The following is a 21066-nucleotide window of genomic DNA, read 5'->3' as shown; positions in this document are numbered from 1 at the left end:
GTTGGCCCATGAGCCTTACCCGCAAGCTGATCAGTTACGGCTTCACGGACCTGGAGAAGAGCAGGCGCTTCCTGGATGCGCCCGAGCTGCAGGGGCTGAACGACGACGCCCTGTTCGGAGGGATCGCCGCCGCCGCGAACCCGGACCTGGCGCTGCAGTCCCTCGTCCGCCTCCTTGCCGTCAACCGCAAGGTGTCGCTGGCGGCCTTCTCCGACGAGGGTCGGCGCGGCCCCCTCTTCCGGCTGCTGGGAGCGTCCGAGGCGCTCGGCGAGTTCCTCATGCGCCACCCCGAGCACCTCGACGTCGTCCGCCCGAGTCCTGCGACCCTCCCGGACGTGGCACCAGGCGACCTCCGGGCGCTGCTGCTGCGGTCGGTCGACGCCGAACCCGCCGATGCGAACCCGGTGGCCGGCAGGCTCGGTGTGGACGCGTACCAGAGGCTCCGCGTGACCTATCGACGCCTTCTGACGGACCTTGCGGTCCGCGACCTCTGCCACCGCGCGCCCGTCGACTACCTGCCCGTCGTCGCCCGCGAACTCGCGGACCTCGCAGCCGCCGCCCTGGAAGCCTCCCTCGCCGTCGCCCGCGCCGAACTGGGGGAGGTGTACGGGCCCGACGTCGTGGCCCGGGTGAAGCTCGCCGTGATCGCCATGGGGAAGTGCGGTGCGCGGGAGCTGAACTACATCTCCGACGTCGACGTCGTCTACGTCGTGGAGGGCGAGGATCTCGACGACACGCTGCTCACCAGGATCGGGACGGGCCTGGCCTCCGGCATGTCCCGCGGGGTGTACTCGCCGGGGCCGGAACCCGCCCTGTGGGAGGTCGATGCGAACCTGAGGCCCGAGGGCAAGGACGGGCAGCTCGTACGGACACTGCAGTCCCACGTGTCCTACTACGAGAGGTGGGCCAGGACGTGGGAGTTCCAGGCGCTCCTCAAGGCCCGGGCCGTCGCAGGGGATCCTGACCTCGGCCGGCGCTACGAGGCGGCCATCGCCCCGTTCGTCTGGGCGTCCTCGCAGCGCGAGGGGTTCGTCGAGGCGGTGAGGGCCATGCGCCGCCGCGTCACCGACAACATCCCGCGCGACGAGGAAGCACGCCAGCTCAAGCTCGGACCGGGAGGCCTGCGGGACGTCGAGTTCACCGTCCAACTGCTGCAGCTCGTCCACGGGAGGCTCGACGAATCCCTCCGCGTGAGGGATACGGTGACCGCGATCGGTGCGCTCAGCTCCGGCGGATACATCGGTCGTTCGGACGCGCTGGACCTCGACGACTCCTACCGCTACCTGCGGGTCCTCGAGCACCGGATCCAGCTGACGCAGATGCGCCGGACGCACCTCATGCCGGAGGACAACTCCGCCCTGCGCGCGCTCGCCCGGTCCTCCGAGGGCTGCATGGTCACAGTGAGACCGAGCGCGCAGAGCCTCGTCGACAAGTGGCAGCGGACCCGGAGGCTCGTCAAGCGGCTCCACGAGTCGATCTTCTACCGGCCCCTGCTCAACAACGCGGCAACGCTGCAGCCCGAGGACGTCCAGCTCACGGCCGAGGCCGCGCAGGCCCGCCTCGCCGCCCTCGGCTACCAGGACCCGCGCGGGGCCATGCGCCACATCGAGGCACTGACCGGCGGCCTGCGGCGCCGCGCCATGCTGCAGAAGCAGCTGTTGCCCATCCTCCTGGGCTGGTTCGCGGACGGCGTCGACCCCGATGCCGGCCTGCTCGGGTTCCGCCGGCTCAGCGAATCCCTCGGTGACAGCCACTGGTATCTGGGCATGCTCCGGGACTCCAATGCCGCCGCGGAGAGGCTGTGCGCCGTCCTGTCGAGCAGCCGGTTCATCACCGACCTCCTGGAGGTGTCGCCGGAGTCGACACAGTGGCTCGGATCCGACGCGGCGCTGGTGCCGGAGACCTTCGACGCCCAGTGGCAGGAGATCCAGTCGAAGATGTCGCGGCACCCGGAGCCCGGCGAAGCCATCCGCCTGATCCGTCTGATCCGCCGCCGGGAGCTGCTGCGCATCGCCATCGCCGACAGCTCCAACCTCCTGTCCCAGGCGGAGGTGGGGGAGGCTCTCGCCGACGCGGACCGTGCGGCCATCCTCGGCGCGCTGCACGTGGCGGAGAGCCAGGTGTTCGGTCAGGAGGAGCAGCTCACCGACGTCGTCGTGATGGCGATGGGACGCCAGGGCGGCCGGGAAATCACCTACGGCTCCGATGCGGACGTGATCTACGTGCACCGGCCGTTCCCGGGGGCCGACGAGGCAGCGGCGCAGAAGCAGGCTGAGGCCCTGGTGTCCCGCATGGCTGCACTGCTCACCCAGCCCTGCAAGCCGCCGGTCCTGGCCGAGCGGGTCCTGGAAATCGACGCGGCGCTCCGGCCGGAGGGCAAGCAGGGGGCGATGGTGCGGTCCATCGGCTCCTACCGCGAGTACTACCGGCGCTGGTCCCTCGTCTGGGAGGCGCAGGCCCTCCTGCGGGCCCGTCCCCTCGCGGGCGACGACGGGCTCGCCGCGGAATTCATCGATCTCATCGACCCGGTGCGGTACCCGCGGGAGCTCGGCGAGCCGGACGTCCGCGAGATCCGGCGGATCAAGGCGCGTGTCGAGTCGGAGCGGCTTCCGCGCGGAGCCGACCCCTCGAGGCACCTCAAGCTGGGGCGGGGCGCACTCAGCGACGTCGAATGGCTCGTACAGCTGCTCCAGCTGCAGCATGCCTCCGCGGTCCCCGCCCTGCGGGTGCAGTCCACGCTCGCCGCGCTGGACGTGATCGAGGCGGAGGGCCTGCTCCCCGCGGAGGACGTCGCCACGCTGCGGGGGAGCTGGAGCCTCGCCACCCGCATCCGCGGGGCGAACGTCATCTGGAGCGGACGTGGTTCGGACCTGCTGCCGGCTCCGCGCCGGGACCTGGAAGCCGTCGCCCGGTGGTGCGGGTACGGTCCGGGCAGCGGATCGGACCTCGAGGAGGACTACCTCCGCATGACACGCCGGAGCCGTGCCATCTTCGAGCGGCACTTCTACGGGTACTAGGCCCTCCTGGTACGGCTCCCGCCGCTCACCCGTTGGCGTCGTCGAAGCGCTGGGCGAGGACCGGCGTGAGGGACCGCATGTAGGTGCTGGTCACGTGGTTGGAGTCGAAGTACACATGCACTCCGCCGACCACCGAATAGCAGCGTCCGCCCGGGCAGAACTGGTCCTGCAGGTCGAGGACCTTCACCATCGGCGAGTCCATCGCCAGGGCGGCCTCGGCGAGCGGGTCGGCGGCAACGGCCTCCTCCGAAGGGAGCGAGCAGGTTCGGGGCGAGGAGGCGTGGGCCGCGAGGCAGTCGGGGCCGATCGCGTCGAGCGTGAGGGGGGTGTCCCGCAGGACGTAGACACGCACACCGGCGTCGATCCAGGTGCTGATGCGCGCGGCGAAGGCGTCCCTGTACTGGCTGGCCTGGTCCCGTCCGGAGCCGTCGTCGATCACCTCGCGCGCGCCGAACGCCGAGACGAAGACCAGATCCGGCTTCTCCGCGACGATGCGGTCGGACACCGCCTGGCTCCACCCGAGGCAGGCGTCCTGCGACGACCTGGCCGACTGCTTCCCGTTGAACTCCGTCCGGCGCACGCCGACGTACGGGCACCCGCCGACCAGGCTCTCCTGGAGGTGCCACCGGGACTCCCGGGCCAGCCCGTAGAGCGCGGTCTTCCAGTGCTCGGCGTGCGAGTCGCCGACGAGCCACGCTTCACCCGAGGCCTCGTCCGAGCCCGCGAAGTCACATGTACTCAGGCGGGCTCCACCGCTCACCATGATCGGGTCGCTCGCTTCGACGCACTCCTCGCCGGTGAACCAGGGTGCCTCGTCCGGTCCGACCTGGGGTAGCGCTGGTGGACCGAAGGGATCACCGCACTCGGCGTTCGAGAGGCTCTTGGCGCCGAAACAGGGACCGCCCGAGATCGCGTCGAGGGCCGCCTGCTGGCGATTCCCGGCGGCACCGGCCGCGACCATCATGGCGGTCGCGAGGAGGACCATGGCCAGCATGACCGACAGCAACAGGACCAGACTCCTGCGGACGCCGTAGCGGCGCAGCAGCGACGTCCTGCCCGGGTCCTCGATCAGCTTCTTGCTGGTGAAGGCGAGCACGAGGGCCCCTACCAGGAGGAACGCCATGTCGATCGGCCGGAGCTCCCGCCCGAGAGCGGCGGGCACGAGGAGCAGCATGGGCCAGTGCCACAGGTAGAGCGAGTAGGAGATGTCCCCGAGTAACTGCACCGGTCGTGCCGCCAGGAGTGCGTTCGGGGACCAGTAGGGGGAGGCCGGGCCGGAGACGATGACCAGGACCGTGCCGACGACGGGGATCAGTGCGAAATAGCCGGGGAAGAGCGTGCGCTCCGAGAACCCGACGGCGGAGAGCAGGATGAGCGCGTATCCCAGCACCTGCGCGATACCCGCGAGGGAGTGCCGGGTAGGGAGGGCACTTCGGCTCCTCATGGCCTGCACCGCGATGAGCGATCCAGCCGCGAATTCCCATGCCCGCACCGGAGTCACGAAGTAGGCGGCGTTCCTGCTCGCCAACGTCATGTAGATGCACAGGAGGAGGGAGAGGATGAACGCGGCGCCCAGGACCAGCGCGAGCAGGGCGCGGCGGCGGATCCGCTGTCGGCGGGCGAGGGTGAACGTGACGACGAGGAGGACGGGCCAGACGAGGTAGAACTGCTCCTCGACCGACAGCGACCAGTAGTGCTGGACGGTGGATGCGGATTCGGTCTGCGCGGAGTAGTCCACGGATTTCAGCGCCAGGATCCAGTTTTCGACGTAGAGATTCGCCGCCAGGGTCTCCTGCGCGAGACCGGCCCAGCGGCTGAACGGGAGGACGATCCAGGCGGTGACGAGCGAGACCAGGGACACGACGAGGGCCGCCGGCAGGAGGCGGGCCGCACGCCGGGCGTAGAAGGATCCGAAGCGTATCCGTCCGGTGCGTTCCAGCTCACCCAGGAGGTGCTTCGTGATGAGAAAGCCGGAGATGACGAAGAAGATGTCGACACCGACATAACCACCGGGCAGCAGGTCCGGCGCGGCGTGGTTCACGACGACGAAGGAGACGGCGAGGGCTCGCAGGGCCTGGATGTCCCTACGCGGCGCCGCCTTCGTCGCCCTCGGGGCGGTCGAGGGGTCGCCGTGGAGCGGCTGGGCCGGTGGGGCAGCCGTGTCGGTATAGGTCATCGGTCCTCCTGAGACGCCGCGAGAAACACCTCGCCCAGATTCGGTGGCGTTGATCAAGGACATTCACGGCCTTGACGAGTATAGAAGGGGGAGGAGCTGGTAGCGCTTTCGACACGGGCAGTCGGAGGCGTTCGGCAACAACCCGGGGAGGACAGGGAACGCCTTCACCGGGTTGCTGCAGGACGGGACCTGCGTCAGGACTTCGTGATGGTCAGCTGCAGAACGGGGCACGCGTCAGCGATCCGGACCAGGGCCGCCTTCTCACGGGAGTCCACGGTCATGCCCCAGCGGGACTTCACTGTCACCCATCGCGCCAGGTAGGCACACCTGTTGGCCGGCGGCATCCAGTCCTCCGGCCCCTTCGCCTGCTTCTGCTGGTTCAGGAGGGTCGTCTGGGCTTCGAGGGCGCCGGCGTAACCGATGTCGTTGTAGAACGCCACGCGACGGGTCTGGGTCCAGTTCCTCGCCCCGGATCCCCAGGCCTCGGCCACGGGCACCGTGTGGTCGATCTGCACGGTGGTCGCGGAGGTGTGGATCTTGTTGTCGAACGTCGTCACCCAGCGCCCCGTTGCAACCGTGCAGCGACGGGTCGATGTGTAGGTCATCGCGGCCTTGGTCTCCGCGACGAGTACTTCGGCCCGGGTGTTCTGGCAGTCGCCGTCGGCGTCTTTCCAGTCGCCGAAATAGCGGGCCCGGTCGTAGCCGGCGTTGTTCTCGACCGCGAGGGGCAGAGCGCGCGCGGCTGCACGGAGATTTGTCACGTAGGTGACCCCTGCCTCTGCAGGAGCGGCGAGGCCGGTGAACAGGAGTCCGGCTGTCAGGACGGCGATGAGCCCGGATGTAATCTTCATGTGTTCCCTCGGATGACGGCGTCCCCTTTTGAACGCCAACCAAACTTTTGCACGATCTGTCACACATCCGAGGCCGGCGTGCCGGACCTTGGCTGAAATTCAGCCAACCCTGCGTCTGACGGGGATGTCCCGCACACCTCCTCGCCGGGTAAGGGGGGAACGACGAACGGAGGGTCCCTCGGATGTCATCCGAGGAACCCTCCGCACAGGTGTCCGGGCCGGAGGCGGACTGACCCCGCTTTCGACCCGTTCTGCTGCTAGACGCCGTAGTAGAGCTCGAACTCGTAGGGGTTCGGGCGCATCGACAGCGGCAGGATCTCGACCTCGCGCTTGTAGGCGATCCAGGTGTCGATCAGGTCCTGCGTGAAGACATCACCGGCTTGCAGGAACTCGTTGTCGGCTTCGAGGGCCAGCAGGGCCTCCTCGAGCGACCCGGGAGCCTTCTGGATGTCCTTGGCTTCCTCGGCGGGGAGCTCGTAGAGGTCCTTGTCGATGGGCTCGGCGGGCTCGATGCGGTTCTTGATCCCGTCGAGGCCTGCCATGAGCTGCGCAGCGAAGGCCAGGTAGGGGTTCGACGACGGGTCCGGCGCGCGGAACTCGATGCGCTTGGCCTTGGGGTTCGATCCGGTGATCGGGATACGGATACCGGCGGAGCGGTTCCCCTGCGAGTAGACCATATTGACCGGGGCTTCGAAGCCCTTGACCAGGCGACGGTAGGAGTTCACCGTCGGGTTGGTGAAGGCCAGGACGGCGGAGGCGTGCTTCAGCAGGCCGCCGATGTACCAGCGGGCCATGTCCGACAAGCCGGCGTAGCCGCGCTCGTCGTAGAACAGCGGCTGCCCGTTGCTCCACAGCGACTGGTGGCAGTGCATGCCGGAGCCGTTCTCACCGAAGACCGGCTTCGGCATGAAGGTTGCGGACTTGCCCCAGGCGTCGGAGACGTTCTTCACGATGTACTTGAACTTCTGCAGGTCGTCCGCAGCGTGCGTCATGGTCGTGAACTTGTAGTTGATCTCGGCCTGGCCTGCACCGCCGACCTCGTGGTGCGAACGCTCGACCTCGAGGCCGGCCTTGTCCAGCTCGACACAGATCGCGTCGCGCAGGTCGGCCTGCTTGTCCACGGGGGAAACCGGGAAATAGCCGCCCTTGAACGGGGTCTTGTTGCCGAGGTTGCCGCCGACTTCCTCGCGCCCGCTGTTCCACGGAGCCTCGATCGAGTCGACCTTGTAGAAGCTCCCCTGCGGGGAGGACTCGTACTGGACGTTGTCGAAGATGAAGAATTCCGCCTCGGGGGCGAAGAACGCCGTGTCCGCGATGCCGGTGGAGGAGAGGTACGCCTCGGCGCGCTCTGCGACACTGCGGGGATCGCGGTGGTAGGGATCGCCCGTGCGGGGGTTGACGATGGAGAAGTTCAGCGCGAGGGTCTTCTCGGTCCGGAAAGGATCGATGAACGCCGTCGTCACATCCGGGATGAGCTGCATGTCCGACTCCGCGATGCCCTGGAAGCCGCGGATGGAGGATCCATCGAAGAGCTGGCCGTGCACGAAGAAGTCCGCGTCGACCGACTTGGCGGGAACGTTGAAGTGCTGCTGCACTCCCGGGAGGTCGGTGAACCGGACATCGACAAACCTGATGTCTTCGTCGGCGATGAACTTGAGGACCTCGTCCGCATTCTTAAACATCGATTCATGCTCCTAACGCATGGCTGGGGGAAAACCGGCGCCAGCGCGTGTCCCTGCGCCGCACGGTATGTCACGGGCTCTGGCAGGCTGGTACGCTACCGCCGACTCGTCCCAACTGTATGAGCAGGCAGTTTCCCGCTGGTGTCGTCTTTGTTTCCGGGACGTTACAGGACGTGAACTGCGCCTCCCACCCTAGCGCCCCCGGGAGCGCGACGGCATAATACGGTCGGACCGGAGCCTGACACCGCGCGGGTAGGCTTGGGGCGTGGTGAACAGGAAGAACATCGGTTCGTGGATGGAAGGCCCGCCGCCGTCGGGCGATCAGCAATGGCCGGGACAGCGACTCGGCCGGCCCGAGTCCGGACCCGGATCCCTCGCCCGTTTCGGGCCCAGGGCCGCTGCGCTCCTGATCGACTGGGTTCTCTGCTCGCTGATCTCCGCCGCGTTCTTCGACTACGACGGCTTCGCGACGCTGTACATCTTCCTCGTGGAGCAGATCCTGTTCGTGGGTTTCTTCGGCTACAGCATCGGGCACCGACTCCTGCGGATGCAGGTGCAGACGCTCGACGGCAGACCGGCCGGTTACCTGACGGCCATCGTCCGCAGTGTGCTCGTCTGCCTCGTCATCCCGGCCTTCATCATCGACGCCGACCAGCGCGGTCTCCACGACCGGGCCCGGAACACCGGCCTGTTCCGTATCTAGCACTGCTGCACTCCGGCGGGGGACCGGGCAACAGATCCCGCAACGCGAAGAGCCCCTCCCGTCGTCGGGAGGGGCTCTTGTGGTCACGCGGCCTGGAGTCAGCGCCCGCGCATCGCCTTGCGGTCGGGGCGGGCCTTGAAGGGGTCCACGCCCTTGGGGATCGGAAGCTTGGTGCCCAGTGCGGACAGGCGCTTGTCGACCGCGTGGACCTCCTGCTTCGTCAGCGTCTTCTTCAGCTTCTGCACGGTCTTCGGGACCTTGGAGAGGGGTACCTGGCGGTCCCCGCGGCCCGTCTCGATCACGTGCACCGGCACGTTCGGGATGATCCGCGCCATCTTGCGCTTCTCACCATCGAGGAGCTGCTTGACCCGCGTGGAGGGGCCCTCGGACACGAGCACGACGCCCGGCCGGCCGATGATCCGGAACACGGCGTCCTGCGTCCGCGGGTTCACCGCGACCGGCTGCTCCTGCAGGATCCACCCGCGGCGAAGGACGCTCAGCGCGGCGCCGGCAGCGCCGGGCTTTCCCTCGATCTGGGAGAACGCCGCGCGTTCGGCCCGGCGGGACAGGATGAAGATGGCCGCAAGGACGGCCAGCGGGACCGCGATGATCATCAGCGTGATGACGTTGTTGATCAGGAGTCCGACGAGCAGGCCCAGTGCAATGATCCCGACGAACGCCAGCAGCATGAACCAGACGGCGCTGGGATCGTTGCGCCGCGTCATCTTGAAGACTTCGACAACCTGCTTCATCCGCCCGGTCTGCTTCGGCGCAGCCCCGGCTTTCGGCTTACGCGAGAAGAGGCGGCGTTTGGGCGTGGGGGAGCCTGAAGGATCGATTGCGTGCGACATAGTACTTCGATTCTACGGGATGAGATCAGGATGACCGCCGGTTCACCGACGACGTGCTGCGGTTCCGCGGGCGGAGGTAGCCGCCGGGACGGTACCTGCGTCAGCCCGCGAGGAGCGAGGTCGCTTCCTGGGAGGCTGAGCCGGATTCGTCGAGGTGCGCGAGTTCGGGGGGCAGCTCGAGGCCCTTCTTCCGCATGGCGCGCGCCCAGAGGCGGCCCGCCCGATAGGACGAGCGCACGAGCGGGCCGCTCATGACGCCGAGGAAGCCGATCTCTTCCGCCTCTTCGCTCAGTTCGACGAACTCGCCGGGCTTCACCCAGCGGTCGACGGGGAGGTGTCGTTCGCTGGGGCGCAGGTACTGGGTGATCGTGATGAGGTCGCACCCTGCGGCATGCAGGTCCCGGAGGGCCTCGGAGATCTCCTCGCGCGTCTCGCCCATGCCGAGGATGAGGTTGGACTTCGTGACCATGCCACGGTCCCGCCCCTGGGTGATGACGTCGAGTGAGCGCTCGTAGCGGAAGGCCGGACGGATGCGCTTGAAGATGCGCGGCACCGTCTCCACATTGTGTGCGAACACCTCCGGGGCGGCATCGCAGATCGCGGCGATGTGTTCGGGGCGCCCGGAGAAGTCGGGGATCAGGATCTCGACGCCCGTGCCGGGGTTCATGCTGTGGATCTGGCGGATGGTCTCGGCGTAGAGCCAGACTCCCTCGTCGGCGAGGTCGTCGCGGGCGACGCCGGTGACCGTCGCGTAGCGCAGGTTCATGGACTTCACCGACTGGGCGACTTTGAAGGGCTCGCTGCGGTCCAGCGGCTGCGGCTTGCCCGTGTCGATCTGGCAGAAGTCGCACCGGCGGGTGCACTCGGAGCCGCCGATGAGGAAGGTGGCCTCACGGTCCTCCCAGCACTCGAAGATGTTGGGGCACCCCGCCTCTTCGCAGACGGTGTGCAGGCCCTCCTTCTTCACCAGGTTCTTCATCGCGACGAACTCGGGTCCGATGTTGACCTTGGCCTTGATCCAGTCCGGCTTGCGCTCGACCGGCGTCTCGGCATTGCGCGCCTCGACGCGCAGCAGGCGGCGGCCCTCGGGGGCAAGGCTCACAGTAAAGCTCCTTCTGGCTGGATGCCATGGGTGGCGCCGGAGGTGGCGGCAGTGCCGGCGGCGCCGATCTGGGCTGAGGCGGCGTCGTGCTCGGCCACCAGCAACGCCTCATTCTTGCGCAGTTCGGCCTCGATAAGCGAAACGACGTCCGCGGGAGGCACGGTCCGGCCGCACTCGGCGGAGATGGACGTGACTCCGGCATCACTGATGCCGCAGGGAACGATCTGCTGGAATGGCGCGAGGTCGTTGCTGCAGTTGACGGCGAAACCGTGCATCGTGACCCGATTCCTCACGCGGATGCCGATCGCGGCGATCTTCCGCGCGGGCCGGTCATTCGTTGCCGCCAGCCAGACGCCGGACCGGCCGTCGATCCGGATGCCGTCGATGCCGAAGTGGCGGAGGGCGGTGATGATGACTTCCTCGAGGGTATGGACGTAGTCCGCGACGCGTGCAGGATTCCGCAGGGCGAGGATCGGGTATCCCACCAGCTGTCCGGGCCCGTGCCATGTGAGCTTCCCGCCGCGGTCCACGGGGACGACGGGCGTGCCGTCGAAGGGGCGCTCGTGGTCCTCCGTGCGCTTGCCCGCGGTATACACGGGAGTGTGCTCGAGCAGGAGGACCGTACTGGGCGCGGCGCCGTCGACCACCTTCGCGTGCAGGTCTTTCTGCATCTCCCACCCCTGCGTGTACTCGATGTAATCGGGAGCGAGGCCGACGCGCGACAGCACAAGAGTCATGGAGCAATCGTAGTCCCGTCCGTGACGTTCCTTTCCACCGGTTCCGCCTGGTTCCGTACGCTCCGCTGAGCAGTACGGCGCTGCCTCGCCGTACTGCTCAGCGGCGTCGATCTGTCGAGGGGTGTCGAACTGCCCAGGGACGTCGAGCGTCGCGTCGCGCCGGACCAGGCGCCATCCCCGGTCGGCCCGCCGTACTTCGAAGCACGCCACGGGCGAGACCGGATCAGCCTGTGCCCGGAATCGCCAGAAGTCGGCCCTGAGGCCCCGCGTCGTCGGCCCCTCGCCTGCGGAGAGGGGCGCCACGGGCAGTGCGTGCCACGTGGACCAGTGACGGCTGTGTCCGACGACGCGCCAGAGCGACCCGCGCCAGCGCAGGCAGGAGGGCGCGGGCGTTCCGCCGGTCTCCTCGAAGGTGAGCGCGACCGCTTCGTCGCATGGCTGCCAGGGGCCGGTCGTGTCGGGGATGGTCTTCATGACGCTGCCTGTCTCGTCGATGCCTGAGGGTTAAAAATAGAACGCATGTTCGAAGAAAGCAACGGGGTCGGGAGTAGTTGCGGGAGGCCCTGTGGATAACGCCGGACCCCCTGCTCCGGTGGCCTAGAACTGATGCATGAGCGACGCCGCACCATCACTGCCCGCGGGGGATCACCGGGGGACTGCCCCGGGCGGGGTCCTGCCGGATGCTCCGTCCGGCCCACTACCGTCCGGTTCCTCCGCCGAGGACGTGCCACCGCCTGTGGTGCAGGGGCTGCGCGTGGGACGGCTCCTCGGCAGGGGCGGGTCCTCCGCCGTCTGGCTGGTGACGGACGACGGCGGACAGCGGTTCGCCCTCAAGGTGGCGGGTCCGTGCCGGGCGGGCGAGGGCGCATCGGATCGTACCGTGGGCGGGCCACCCGCCGGGCGGGGCCGTCGTGCTGCGCAGACCCTCACCGGATCATCCGCCTCGGAACCTCCTGCTGTCGCATCGGCGGCGGAACAGCTCCAGACGGCGGGCAGGGAGCGGCCGGACCCGGGAGTCGGGGAGGAGGACATGGTGCGGGAGCTCCGGCTCCTCCAGCGGTTCGCCCATGAACATCTCGTCAGGGTGCACCGGATGGTCCGGACCGACCAGGGGCCGGGCATGCTGATGGACCTGGCACCGGGCGGTTCCCTGCTGGGCCTCGTCAGCAGCAGGGGCCCGCTTCCCATCCCGGAAGTCGTCACGGTTCTCGTGCCCATAGCGCAGGTGCTCAGCCACCTCCACGGCGCCGGAGCGCTGCATGGCGACGTCACGCCTGGAAATATCCTGTTCACTGCCGAGGGCAAGCCGCTGCTCGGAGACTTCGGAACGGCGCGGCTCCTCGGATCCGGCAGGGGAGCCACTGCGGGCACGCCGGGTTTCCTCGATCCGACGCAGCGTGGTCCGTTCGATTCCGGAGCGGACGTCTTCGCGCTCGCGGCGGTGTCCTGGTTCGCGCTGACGGGCAGGGTTCCCGGCCCGACGGAGCAAAGGCCACCCCTCGTCCTGATCGTTCCCGAGGTCCCCCAGCAGCTCATGCAGCTCATCGAGGACGGACTGAGTTCCACCCGGGACCGCAGGCCCACGGCCGACCACTTCGCCCGCATCCTGCTGTCCAGTGCTGCGCCGGACCCCGTGAACCTCGTGCCGGCAGTCCACTCCAGCGTGCTTCCCGAACTGGTGACGAGGCGTGCAGGCCCTCGTCCTGCCGTCCCGGGGTCGGGGTGGAGGCGGATCCTCGGCGGCCGTGGAAGCACCACGAAGGAAAGGTCGGGAGGAGCACGCAGACCGCCCCCGCGCGGGCACACGGTTCCCTCCCGCGGCACGTCGGTCGGCGCCCCTGCCCGTCGCAGGACAGGCCGACCGGGTGAACGGGCCCGGAACGGTCTTGCCCTGGCGGCAGCCCTGGCCACCGTCGTGCTTCTGATTGCGGGGATCGCCGTGACGCTGGGCGGCTTCGGCGCACCATATGCTGTCCCTCCCGGCCCCGGTTCGATCGCAGAATCCGGTTCGAGCGCAGGCCTCGGTCCGGTGCCCAGCCCCGGTTCGAGCGCAGGGTCCGGCCCGGTGCCCGGCCCCGGTTCGCGCGCAGCGTCCGGTCCCTCAGCAGGGCAGGGGATCACGGGCCGGGAGGGCGCCGACTTCGGATCGGAAGGACAGGAAGGCGCTGGAGGATCCGGGGGAGCGGGCGTACCGTCCGAGCCGCCGGCCGAGGCGCTGCTGGCCGGCGATCCTGTCACCGCGCTCAGGGGCCTCGCGGATCTTCGGGCAGCAGCCTTCAGAACGGCGGACACCGCCGTCCTCACGAGCGTCGACGTCGAAGGATCCCCTGCGCTGTCGGCCGACCGGAAAGCCGTGACGGCGCTCGCGGACTCCGGTCGGAGCCTTCAGGACCTGTCGATCGACATCCGGAATCCCGTGGTGCTGGGGGAGGCCGACCTCGTTGCGGCGCCGGCGGTCGGCAGCCTCCCGGGTGTCACCGGAGCACCCGTCGGCACGCTGGTGTCCCTCATCCGGGCGACGGCGGCGCTCTCGTCGTACACGGAACGGGCGGCGTCGACACCGCCGGCGGATGCCGAGCCGAGTCCGCTGATGGCTGCGGGCCAGCAGGAGCTCATCTTCATCCTGTGGAAATCCGGCTCCGCCTGGCGGATCCACTCCGTCGTATCGCCTCCGGACTGAGATGGCGCAGAACCGGCAGGTGCCCGAGCTGCGCCGGGTGCACGACCCGGGCCGATCCAGAGGCCGGTCGGGTCGCGCCGCGTGACCGGGTGGCCTACCGTTCGGTCGACCCGGCGGTCCTGCGTACCCACTCGGCGAGTGCCTCAGGCGTGGGCTCGTCGAACGCGAAGCCGGCACCGGTCAGGGCTCGGGGCTCCATGCGCTGACTCACGAGCAGGAGTTCGTACGCGAGCTGGCCGACGACCGATGTCAGGATGGCGGCGGGAACACGGAACCACACGGGCCGGTGGAACGCCCTGCCGAGCTGCAGCGTGATGGTGTCCAGGGTGGCCGGTGCCGGAGCGCTCACGTTGACGGGACCGGCAAGGGGTGCGGTCAGGAGGAATTCGAGGGCCCGGACCTCGTCGTTCAGGCTGATCCAGGGCCACCACTGCCGGCCCGAGCCGAGAGACGTCCCGGCGAAGAACCGGATGGGGATCAGGAGGTTGGGTAGCGCCCCGCCGTCCCTGGCCATCACGATGCCCGTGCGGGGCAGCACGACGCGGACGGAGTCGGGAGCGCGCAACGCTTCGGCCTCCCACCGGCGGCAGATATCGGCGAGGAGCGTCCCGCCCGACGCCGAGCCCTCCGTGAGGACATCGTCGCCCCGGTCCCCGTAGAAGCCGGAGGCCGACTGGCTGATGAAGACCTCCGGCGGGTTCCCGGCCTTGCGCATCGCCTGGACCAGGGTCCGGGTCGCCAGGATCCTCGAGGAGTACAGCGTCTCCTTGTAGCTCCTGGTCCAGAGACCGCCCGCGATGCCGGCTCCGGACAGGTTGATGACGGCGTCGGCACGCTCGACGGCCGCGACATCCAGTTCACCCGCCGACGGGTTCCAGCGGACCTCCGAGGGGCCCTTCGGCGCCCTGCGGACGAGGCGCGTGACCTCGTGGTTCTTCTCGAGCTGGCGGGTGAGGGCTGTTCCGATGGTCCCGGACGCGCCGGCGAGGAGGATGCGCATGAATCCATCGAACCACTTGTTCCGGGCGAAGGGTACCGGGGCGTCCCCGCCGCAGGCTGCGCTGGGCGCTGCCGGATCCGGGACGGCGGTCGCGTTCGCGGAGGGATGCGCCCCCTGGCCGGCCGGCTGTCGTCCGCTGCCGAACGCAGAAGGACCCCGGAGAGTGTCCGGAGTCCTTCCCTGCGGCTGTGCAGTGGGGCGGGTCAGCCGTGGAGCGTCGCGGTCAGCGAGATGTCCTTGACGGCGGCGAGGGCCTGCGACACGGGGCAGCCCTCCTTGGCGGCCTGCGCCACGCGCTGGAAGTCCTCCTCGGACAGGCCCGGCACCGTGGCGTCGAGCGTGAGGCGGATGGCCGTGATACCGGTACCCGGCTGGAAGTCGACTTCCGCCTTCGTCTCGACGCGCTCAGGGGTCTTGTCCTCCTCGCCCAGGGCGTGGCTGAAGGCCATCGAGAAGCAGGCGGAGTGTGCGGCGGCGATGAGCTCCTCGGGGCTCGTCTTGCCCTCGGCCTGCTCGGCGCGTGCCTTCCATGTGACGTCATAGGTCCCGAGACCGGACGAATCAAGCGTTACCTGGCCTGAGCCGGAGGGGAGGTCTCCACTCCAGACGGTGTGGGCTGTGCGAACGGTAGCCATGGTTCTCCTTGCTGTCGAACGGGCGCGGGTGTCGCGTCCGGTACTTCACCCCCATCCTAGGGAGCCACAGGACGTAGTTCCATCGCCTGCAGGCCCTCACCCTGGACGTGGTAGGGGAGCAGGAGGGCCCGGCCGACCGCGACAGGTGGGCGAACGCAGAGGAGCCGCCTCCCGAGTGGGAGGCGGCTCCTGTGCAGCCGGCTGAAGCCGGGGCGAACCTACAGGCCGAGGTCGGCCTCGAAGGCGCCGCCTTCGAGGCGTGCCTTCAGCGTCTGCAGGAAGCGGCCTGCATCGGCGCCGTCCACGAGGCGGTGATCGTACGTGAGGCTCAGGTACATCATGGAGCGGATGGCGATGGTGTCGTCTCCGTCGACCCCCGTGATGACCACGGGGCGCTTCACGATGATGCCGGTTCCGAGGATGCCGACCTGCGGCTGGTTGATGATCGGGGTGTCGAAGAGGGCGCCGGCCGATCCGATGTTCGTGATCGTGAAGGTGCCGCCCGAGAGCTCGTCCGGACCGATCTGGCCGTTGCGGGTGCGCGCACCGACGTCGGCGATCTTCTTGGCGAGCCCACCCAGGTTGAGGTTGCCCGCATCCCTGATGACCGGAACGAGCAGGCCCTTCTCGGTGTCGACCGCGATCGCGAGGTGCTCTGCGTCGTGGTAGGTGACTTCCTTCTTCTCCTCGTCGAAGGAGGCGTTCAGCTTCGGGTGCTGCTTGAGCGCCTCCGTGACGGCCTTCGAGATGAAGGGGAGGAAGGTGAGCTTTGCGCCGTTCTGTGCCTGGAAGGTGTCCTTGGATGCCGCACGGAGCTTCACGACGCGGGTCATGTCGACCTCGATCACCTGGGTGAGCTGTGCGGAGACCTCGAGTGACTCGCGCATGCGCTTCGCGATGGTCTGGCGGATCCGCGGTGCCTTCTCGACCGTGCCGCGGAGCTTGGACGGCTCGACGGCGGGAGCCGCAGGCTTGGACGGCGCGGCGGGTGCCGACGCGGCCTGGGGCGCAGCTGCGGGCTGTGCCGCGCTCTGGGCCTTCCGGGCCTCTGCGGCCTCGAGGACGTCCTGCTTGCGGATGCGGCCGCCGACACCGGTTCCCTTGACGGCCGAGAGATCGACGTCGTTCTGGTTCGCCAGGCGGCGGACGAGGGGCGTGACATACGCGGAGGCGTCGGAGGTGCCGGAGTCTTCCGACGTCGAGGACTTCTCTGCAGGAGCGGCGGGCTTCTCCTCGGCAGCGGCGGGCTGCGGGGCCGGGGCGCCGCTGGCATCGTCGTCGGGCTCGGAGGTGCCGGAGGCCCGCCCGGCTTCCTTGTTGGCGGCAGGCTTTTCCGTGGGGGCGTCGTTGCGCTCCTCGAAGGGTGCGGCGACGAGGGGCTCACCCGAGGCGGCTTCGACCTTCTTCGGTGCGGCTGCACCGGACCCGATCACGGCGAGGACGGCGCCGACCTCCGCGGTCTCGTCCTCGTTGACGCGGATCTCCTGCAGCTTGCCCGCGACGGGGGAGGGTATCTCGGTGTCGACCTTGTCGGTGGAGACCTCGAGGAGGGGCTCGTCGACCTCGACATCGTCGCCGACGGCCTTCAGCCAGCGGGTGACGGTGCCCTCGGTGACACTCTCACCCAGCGCAGGGAGTGTGACCTCGGTGCCCTCACCGGACGCGTCGGAATCATCGCTTGCTGCGGGTGCGGCGGGTGCTGAGTCGGCCTGCGGCGCTTCTTCGGCGGGCGCGGCCGGCTGCTCGGGCTCGGTCGACGCGGCGGCGGGGGCTGCACTGCCCGAATCGCCACTGCCCGAGCCGTCACCGATGCGCACGAGCGGGGCGCCGACCTCTGCGGTCTCGTCCTCCGCGACGAGGATCTCCTCGATGACGCCCGCGATGGGCGAGGGGATCTCGGTGTCGACCTTGTCGGTGGAGACCTCGAGGAGGGGCTCGTCGACCTCGACACGGTCGCCGACCTGCTTGAGCCAGCGGGTGACGGTGCCTTCGGTGACGCTTTCACCGAGAGCGGGCAAGTTCACGGATTCAGACATAATGCGCCCGTTTCTCCTTCGTAGATCGTTCCTGACAGCTGGTCGACGAGCGGTGCCGGTTCAGCTGGAAATGCTTGACGTTCCTGCGTCCGAGCTTAGTCCACGCCCTCGGGGCGTGGACTAAGCCGGTGGTGTGCTGGTGCCCGGCCTCAGCCGTGCAGCGGCTTGCCGGCGAGCGCGAGGTGCGCCTCGCCGAGGGCCTCGTTCTGCGTGGGGTGCGCGTGGATGAGGGGGGCGACGTCCTCGGGGTACGCCTCCCAGTTCACGATGAGCTGTGCCTCGCCGATCTGCTCGCCCATGCGGCTGCCGAGCATGTGCACTCCGACGATCGGGCCGTCCTTCTCGCGGACGAGCTTCACGATGCCGCCGGTGCCGATGATCGAGCTCTTGCCGTTGCCGGCGAGGTTGTACTCGTGCGTCTCGACGCGGTCGTCTCCGAACTTCTCGCGGGCGGCCTTCTCGGTGTAGCCGACGGAGGCGATCTCGGGATCGCTGTAGGTGACCTTGGGGATGTTCAGGTCGGCCACGACGACGGGCTTCAGGCCGGCGATCTCCTCGGCGACGAAGATGCCCTGCTGGAAGCCGCGGTGGGCCAGCTGGAGGCCGGGGACGATGTCGCCGATCGCGTAGATGCTGCCGACGCCGGTGTGCAGGCGCTCGTTGGTGATGACGAAGCCTCGGTCCAGGGTGAGGCCCGCTTCCTCGTATCCGAGGTTCTGGGTGACGGGTCCGCGGCCGACGGCGACGAGCATGAGGTCGGCTTCGAAGGTCTTGCCGTCCTCGAGGGACACGACGACGCCGTTGTCGTTCTGCTGGACGGACTTGAACCGGGTGCCGGTGTTGAACTTGATGCCGCGCTTCTTGAACGCGCGCTCGAAGTTCTTCACGATCGAGGCGTCCTCGTTCGGCACGAGCGAGGGGAGGGCCTCGATGATCGTGACGTCGACGCCGAAGGACTTCCAGACGGACGCGAACTCGCACCCGATGACGCCGCCGCCGAGGATGATGGCGGTCTTCGGCACGAAGTCCATCGTCAGTGCCTGGTCGGAGGTGATGACCTTGCCGCCGATCTCGAGACCGGGGAGGCTGCGGGAGAAGGAGCCGGTCGCAAGGATGATGTGCTTGCCCGTGTAGACCGTGCCGTCGACGTCGATGGTGTTCTGCGAGGCGAGCTTGCCGGCACCCTCGATGACGGTGATGCCCTTGGACTTGATGAGTCCCTGGAGTCCGCGGTACTTCCCGGCGATGATGCCGTCCTTGTACGCGTTCACGGCGGCCATGTCGATGGACTCGAAGCTGGCCTTCACGCCGTACTTCTCGGAGTCGCGGGCGCCGTCGGCGATCTCGGCCGAGTGCAGGAGTGCCTTGGTGGGGATGCAGCCGTTGTGGAGGCAGGTTCCGCCGAGCTTGCCCTTCTCGATGAGCCCGACGGTGAAGCCCAGCTGCACCGCCCGGAGTGCCGCGGCGTAACCGCCGCTCCCTCCACCGAGTACCAGGATGTCGAATTCTTGCGCAGTTGCCGATCCGGCCACTTGAACGCTCCCTCGCGTGGTCTGTTGACGCGCAGGGCGCGTCGGTTGATAAATCGATTGCTGATGCGGTCGCGGTGCGGTCGCAGGTGCTTGCTGGAATCTCGTTTTTCACCCTATCCCCAGAAGAAGCCTGCATCCACTTGAAGTGGATGTGGGACGCGCCATAGCACCCGGATGTGCTCAGTCTCACGCGGGGCCCTGCGGGACGCGGAACGGCCGGGGCGGAGGCAGCGGGGGAGGGGCGGAGTCGAGGGGAGCCGCGGGATGAAGGGGCGGGACGAAGGGTCGGCACGAAAGAGCAAGGGGCGCCGTGCCGGGTGGCACGGCGCCCCGTGCCCGGAGAACCTAGGCCGTGCGGGCCAGGACGTCCTCGACGTAGGCCAGCAGCGTGCGGACGCCGACGCCGGTTCCGGCCTTCGGCGTGTAGCCGTAGGGACCGCCCTCGTTGAAGGCCGGTCCGGCGATGTCGAGGTGGGCCCACGGGATCTTCTCGCCGTCGACCTGGCCGACGAATTCGCGGAGGAACACGGCGGCGGTCATCATGCCGCCGTGCCGTTCGCCGATGTTCGCGATATCGGCGACCTGGGAGTCGAGGCTCGGGCGGAGCTCCTCCGGCAGGGGCATGGGCCAGAACTGCTCGCCCGCGCGGTCGGCTGCGGCCTTGACGGCGTCGCGCACCCCGTCGTCGCCCATGACACCCGAGACGCGCGTGCCCAGGGCGACCATCTGGGCGCCCGTGAGGGTCGCGATGTCGATGATGGCGTCCGGCGATTCCTCGCTTGCGGCGGCGAGGCCGTCCGCCATCACCAGGCGGCCTTCGGCGTCGGTGTTGAGGACCTCGACAGTGCGTCCGCCGTAGATGGTGAGGACGTCCTCGGGGCGCTGCGCGGTGCCCGACGGCATGTTCTCGGCGAGGCAGAGCCACGCCGTGACCCTGGCGGGAAGGCCGAGTTCGGCGACGGCGAGGAGCGTGGTCAGGACGACGGCGGCGCCCGCCATGTCGAGCTTCATGGTCTGCATGCCGGCGGCGGGCTTGAGGGAGAGGCCGCCGGAGTCGAAGGTGATGCCCTTGCCCACGAGGGCGAGGTGGACGGCGGACCTGGCGGGCGTGTACTCGACCTTCACCATGCGCGGAGGCCGGGAGGATCCCTTGCCGACGCCGAGGATGCCGCCGTAGCCGTCACGCTCGAGGCGCTTTTCGTCCATCACCGTCACCTTGACGGGGAGCCCGCGGGAGAGATCCTTCGCGGCCTGCGCGAAGGTCTCCGGGTACAGGTGGCTGGGCGGCTGGTTCACGAGCGAGCGCGTGGCGTTGACGTTCTTCCCCAGGATGACGGCGCGCCGGAAGGCCGGTGCGAGGTCGGCGTCGTCGGCCGCGGACGTGTGGACGACGACGTTGCGGACGGCGGCCTTCTCCTTGGCCGGTGCGACGGTGCCATCGGCCCGAATGCCCGACTTGTGGCCCTCGTAGCTGTACGCGCCGAAGGCGGCACCCTCGGCGACCGCCGTGGCTGATGCGACCGAGGCGGCCGGGAAGGCGAGCACGACGGTCTCGAGGCCGGTCAGCTGGCGCACTGCGGCACCGGCAGCGCGGCGCAGGGTCTCCGGGTCGAGGACATCCCCGTCCGGCGCCGCTCCCACGCCGGAGAGCACGAGGGAGTCGGCTCCGGTCTCGGGCAGCCCCGGCAGGCGGCGCACTTCGTCGGCGGCACCGGTGATCCCGAGCACCTGGAGCGAATCCCCCAGGGCGCGTGCGGCCTTCGCCGGCAGCGGACTGTCGAGGAGGACCGGTCCGTCCGTCCCCTTGGCGACCGCGATCACGAGCGCGTCGCTCGGAATCTTCTTGAGGTCCTTCCCGGAAGCTGTCAGGTGTAGTTCGGTCGTCTTGATCACAGAATCTGTCTCCTCGTGTCCGGATGGGTTGTCCAGGTGCAGCAGTATTCGTGGTCCCGGTAGCTGGTGGTCCGGGAACCGTCCTGACGATCGTAGTCTCTGCCCTGCCGCCGACGGCGCGCGGCCGGGCCGTGCGGGTGCCATGCCGGAACAGGGCTGGTGCAAGGTCGG

14 protein-coding genes are annotated in these 21066 nt (G+C 68.9%); 3 read left to right on the top strand and 11 right to left on the bottom strand.

Annotated features, from left to right (window positions below):
* Positions 1 to 8 precede the first annotated feature (8 nt).
* On the top strand, positions 9 to 3017 hold the full coding sequence (locus P5G52_RS14280) for a bifunctional [glutamine synthetase] adenylyltransferase/[glutamine synthetase]-adenylyl-L-tyrosine phosphorylase (protein ID WP_301228441.1): 3009 nt from the start codon (positions 9 to 11) through the stop codon (positions 3015 to 3017).
* Positions 3018 to 3042: 25 nt separating this feature from the next.
* Here the strand turns inward: P5G52_RS14280 and P5G52_RS14275 are convergent, their stop codons facing one another.
* From P5G52_RS14275 to glnA, 3 genes are all read right to left on the bottom strand, one after another.
* Entirely contained in the window at positions 3043 to 5193 is a 2151-nt protein-coding gene (locus tag P5G52_RS14275) for an acyltransferase family protein (RefSeq protein ID WP_301228438.1), read from the bottom strand.
* A gap of 194 nt (positions 5194 to 5387) precedes the next feature.
* Positions 5388 to 6044 (bottom strand): HNH endonuclease family protein, encoded by a 657-nt coding sequence (locus P5G52_RS14270; protein ID WP_301228436.1) that lies wholly within the window; start codon positions 6042 to 6044, stop codon positions 5388 to 5390.
* Between the two features lie 257 nt (positions 6045 to 6301).
* Positions 6302 to 7726 carry a type I glutamate--ammonia ligase gene (gene glnA, locus P5G52_RS14265; protein WP_301228434.1) on the bottom strand — a complete coding sequence of 475 codons (1425 nt, stop codon included), beginning with the start codon at positions 7724 to 7726 and terminating at the stop codon, positions 6302 to 6304.
* A 265-nt stretch (positions 7727 to 7991) separates the two neighbouring features.
* On the opposite strand from glnA, the gene P5G52_RS14260 reads away from it, so the two are divergent.
* Positions 7992 to 8429, top strand: coding sequence for an RDD family protein (locus P5G52_RS14260; protein ID WP_301228432.1), 438 nt, complete (start codon positions 7992 to 7994; stop codon positions 8427 to 8429).
* Positions 8430 to 8527: 98 nt separating this feature from the next.
* Here P5G52_RS14260 and P5G52_RS14255 read toward each other — a convergent pair whose 3' ends face one another.
* The 3 genes from P5G52_RS14255 to lipB form a co-directional block, all read right to left on the bottom strand.
* A complete protein-coding gene (locus P5G52_RS14255; RefSeq protein ID WP_301228431.1) occupies positions 8528 to 9280 on the bottom strand; it encodes a DUF4191 domain-containing protein in 753 nt (250 codons plus the stop codon).
* A 100-nt stretch (positions 9281 to 9380) separates the two neighbouring features.
* Positions 9381 to 10382: a lipoyl synthase gene (gene lipA / locus P5G52_RS14250; RefSeq protein WP_301228429.1), complete on the bottom strand. Its 1002-nt coding sequence runs from the start codon at positions 10380 to 10382 to the stop codon at positions 9381 to 9383.
* Positions 10379 to 11119, bottom strand: a complete 741-nt coding sequence (gene lipB / locus P5G52_RS14245; RefSeq protein WP_301228822.1) for a lipoyl(octanoyl) transferase LipB — start codon at positions 11117 to 11119, stop codon at positions 10379 to 10381. Before lipB ends, lipA begins: the two co-directional genes overlap by 4 nt.
* Positions 11120 to 11729: 610 nt before the next feature.
* Between lipB and P5G52_RS14240 the strand changes: the two genes are divergently transcribed.
* Positions 11730 to 13799, top strand: coding sequence for a protein kinase domain-containing protein (locus tag P5G52_RS14240; protein ID WP_301228427.1), 2070 nt, complete (start codon positions 11730 to 11732; stop codon positions 13797 to 13799).
* Between the two features lie 94 nt (positions 13800 to 13893).
* Here the strand turns inward: P5G52_RS14240 and P5G52_RS14235 are convergent, their stop codons facing one another.
* The 5 genes from P5G52_RS14235 to P5G52_RS14215 form a co-directional block, all read right to left on the bottom strand.
* On the bottom strand, positions 13894 to 14799 hold the full coding sequence (locus tag P5G52_RS14235; protein WP_301228426.1) for a TIGR01777 family oxidoreductase: 906 nt from the start codon (positions 14797 to 14799) through the stop codon (positions 13894 to 13896).
* A 203-nt stretch (positions 14800 to 15002) separates the two neighbouring features.
* The gene (locus P5G52_RS14230; protein ID WP_301228424.1) at positions 15003 to 15434 is read right to left on the bottom strand and encodes an OsmC family protein; all 432 of its coding nucleotides are present in this window, start codon (positions 15432 to 15434) and stop codon (positions 15003 to 15005) included.
* 218 nt (positions 15435 to 15652) lie between these two features.
* A complete protein-coding gene (gene sucB, locus P5G52_RS14225; protein WP_301228422.1) occupies positions 15653 to 17470 on the bottom strand; it encodes a 2-oxoglutarate dehydrogenase, E2 component, dihydrolipoamide succinyltransferase in 1818 nt (605 codons plus the stop codon).
* 149 nt (positions 17471 to 17619) lie between these two features.
* Positions 17620 to 19002 (bottom strand): dihydrolipoyl dehydrogenase, encoded by a 1383-nt coding sequence (lpdA, locus tag P5G52_RS14220; protein WP_301228420.1) that lies wholly within the window; start codon positions 19000 to 19002, stop codon positions 17620 to 17622.
* Positions 19003 to 19347: 345 nt separating this feature from the next.
* Positions 19348 to 20895: a leucyl aminopeptidase gene (locus tag P5G52_RS14215; RefSeq protein WP_301228418.1), complete on the bottom strand. Its 1548-nt coding sequence runs from the start codon at positions 20893 to 20895 to the stop codon at positions 19348 to 19350.
* Positions 20896 to 21066 lie beyond the last annotated feature (171 nt).

This window comes from Arthrobacter burdickii (assembly GCF_030433645.1).
GTDB lineage: Bacteria > Actinomycetota > Actinomycetes > Actinomycetales > Micrococcaceae > Arthrobacter_D > Arthrobacter_D burdickii.
This window is presented reverse-complemented; position numbering and strand designations above follow the sequence as displayed.

Coding starts and splice junctions, on each gene's coding strand:
- P5G52_RS14280 (WP_301228441.1), top strand. CDS start 9: ATGAGCCTTACCCGCAAGCTGATCAGTTACGGCTTCACGGACCTGGAG.
- P5G52_RS14275 (WP_301228438.1), bottom strand. CDS start 5,193: ATGACCTATACCGACACGGCTGCCCCACCGGCCCAGCCGCTCCACGGC.
- P5G52_RS14270 (WP_301228436.1), bottom strand. CDS start 6,044: ATGAAGATTACATCCGGGCTCATCGCCGTCCTGACAGCCGGACTCCTG.
- glnA (WP_301228434.1), bottom strand. CDS start 7,726: ATGTTTAAGAATGCGGACGAGGTCCTCAAGTTCATCGCCGACGAAGAC.
- P5G52_RS14255 (WP_301228431.1), bottom strand. CDS start 9,280: ATGTCGCACGCAATCGATCCTTCAGGCTCCCCCACGCCCAAACGCCGC.
- lipB (WP_301228822.1), bottom strand. CDS start 11,119: ATGACTCTTGTGCTGTCGCGCGTCGGCCTCGCTCCCGATTACATCGAG.
- P5G52_RS14240 (WP_301228427.1), top strand. CDS start 11,730: ATGAGCGACGCCGCACCATCACTGCCCGCGGGGGATCACCGGGGGACT.
- P5G52_RS14235 (WP_301228426.1), bottom strand. CDS start 14,799: ATGCGCATCCTCCTCGCCGGCGCGTCCGGGACCATCGGAACAGCCCTC.
- P5G52_RS14230 (WP_301228424.1), bottom strand. CDS start 15,434: ATGGCTACCGTTCGCACAGCCCACACCGTCTGGAGTGGAGACCTCCCC.
- sucB (WP_301228422.1), bottom strand. CDS start 17,470: ATGTCTGAATCCGTGAACTTGCCCGCTCTCGGTGAAAGCGTCACCGAA.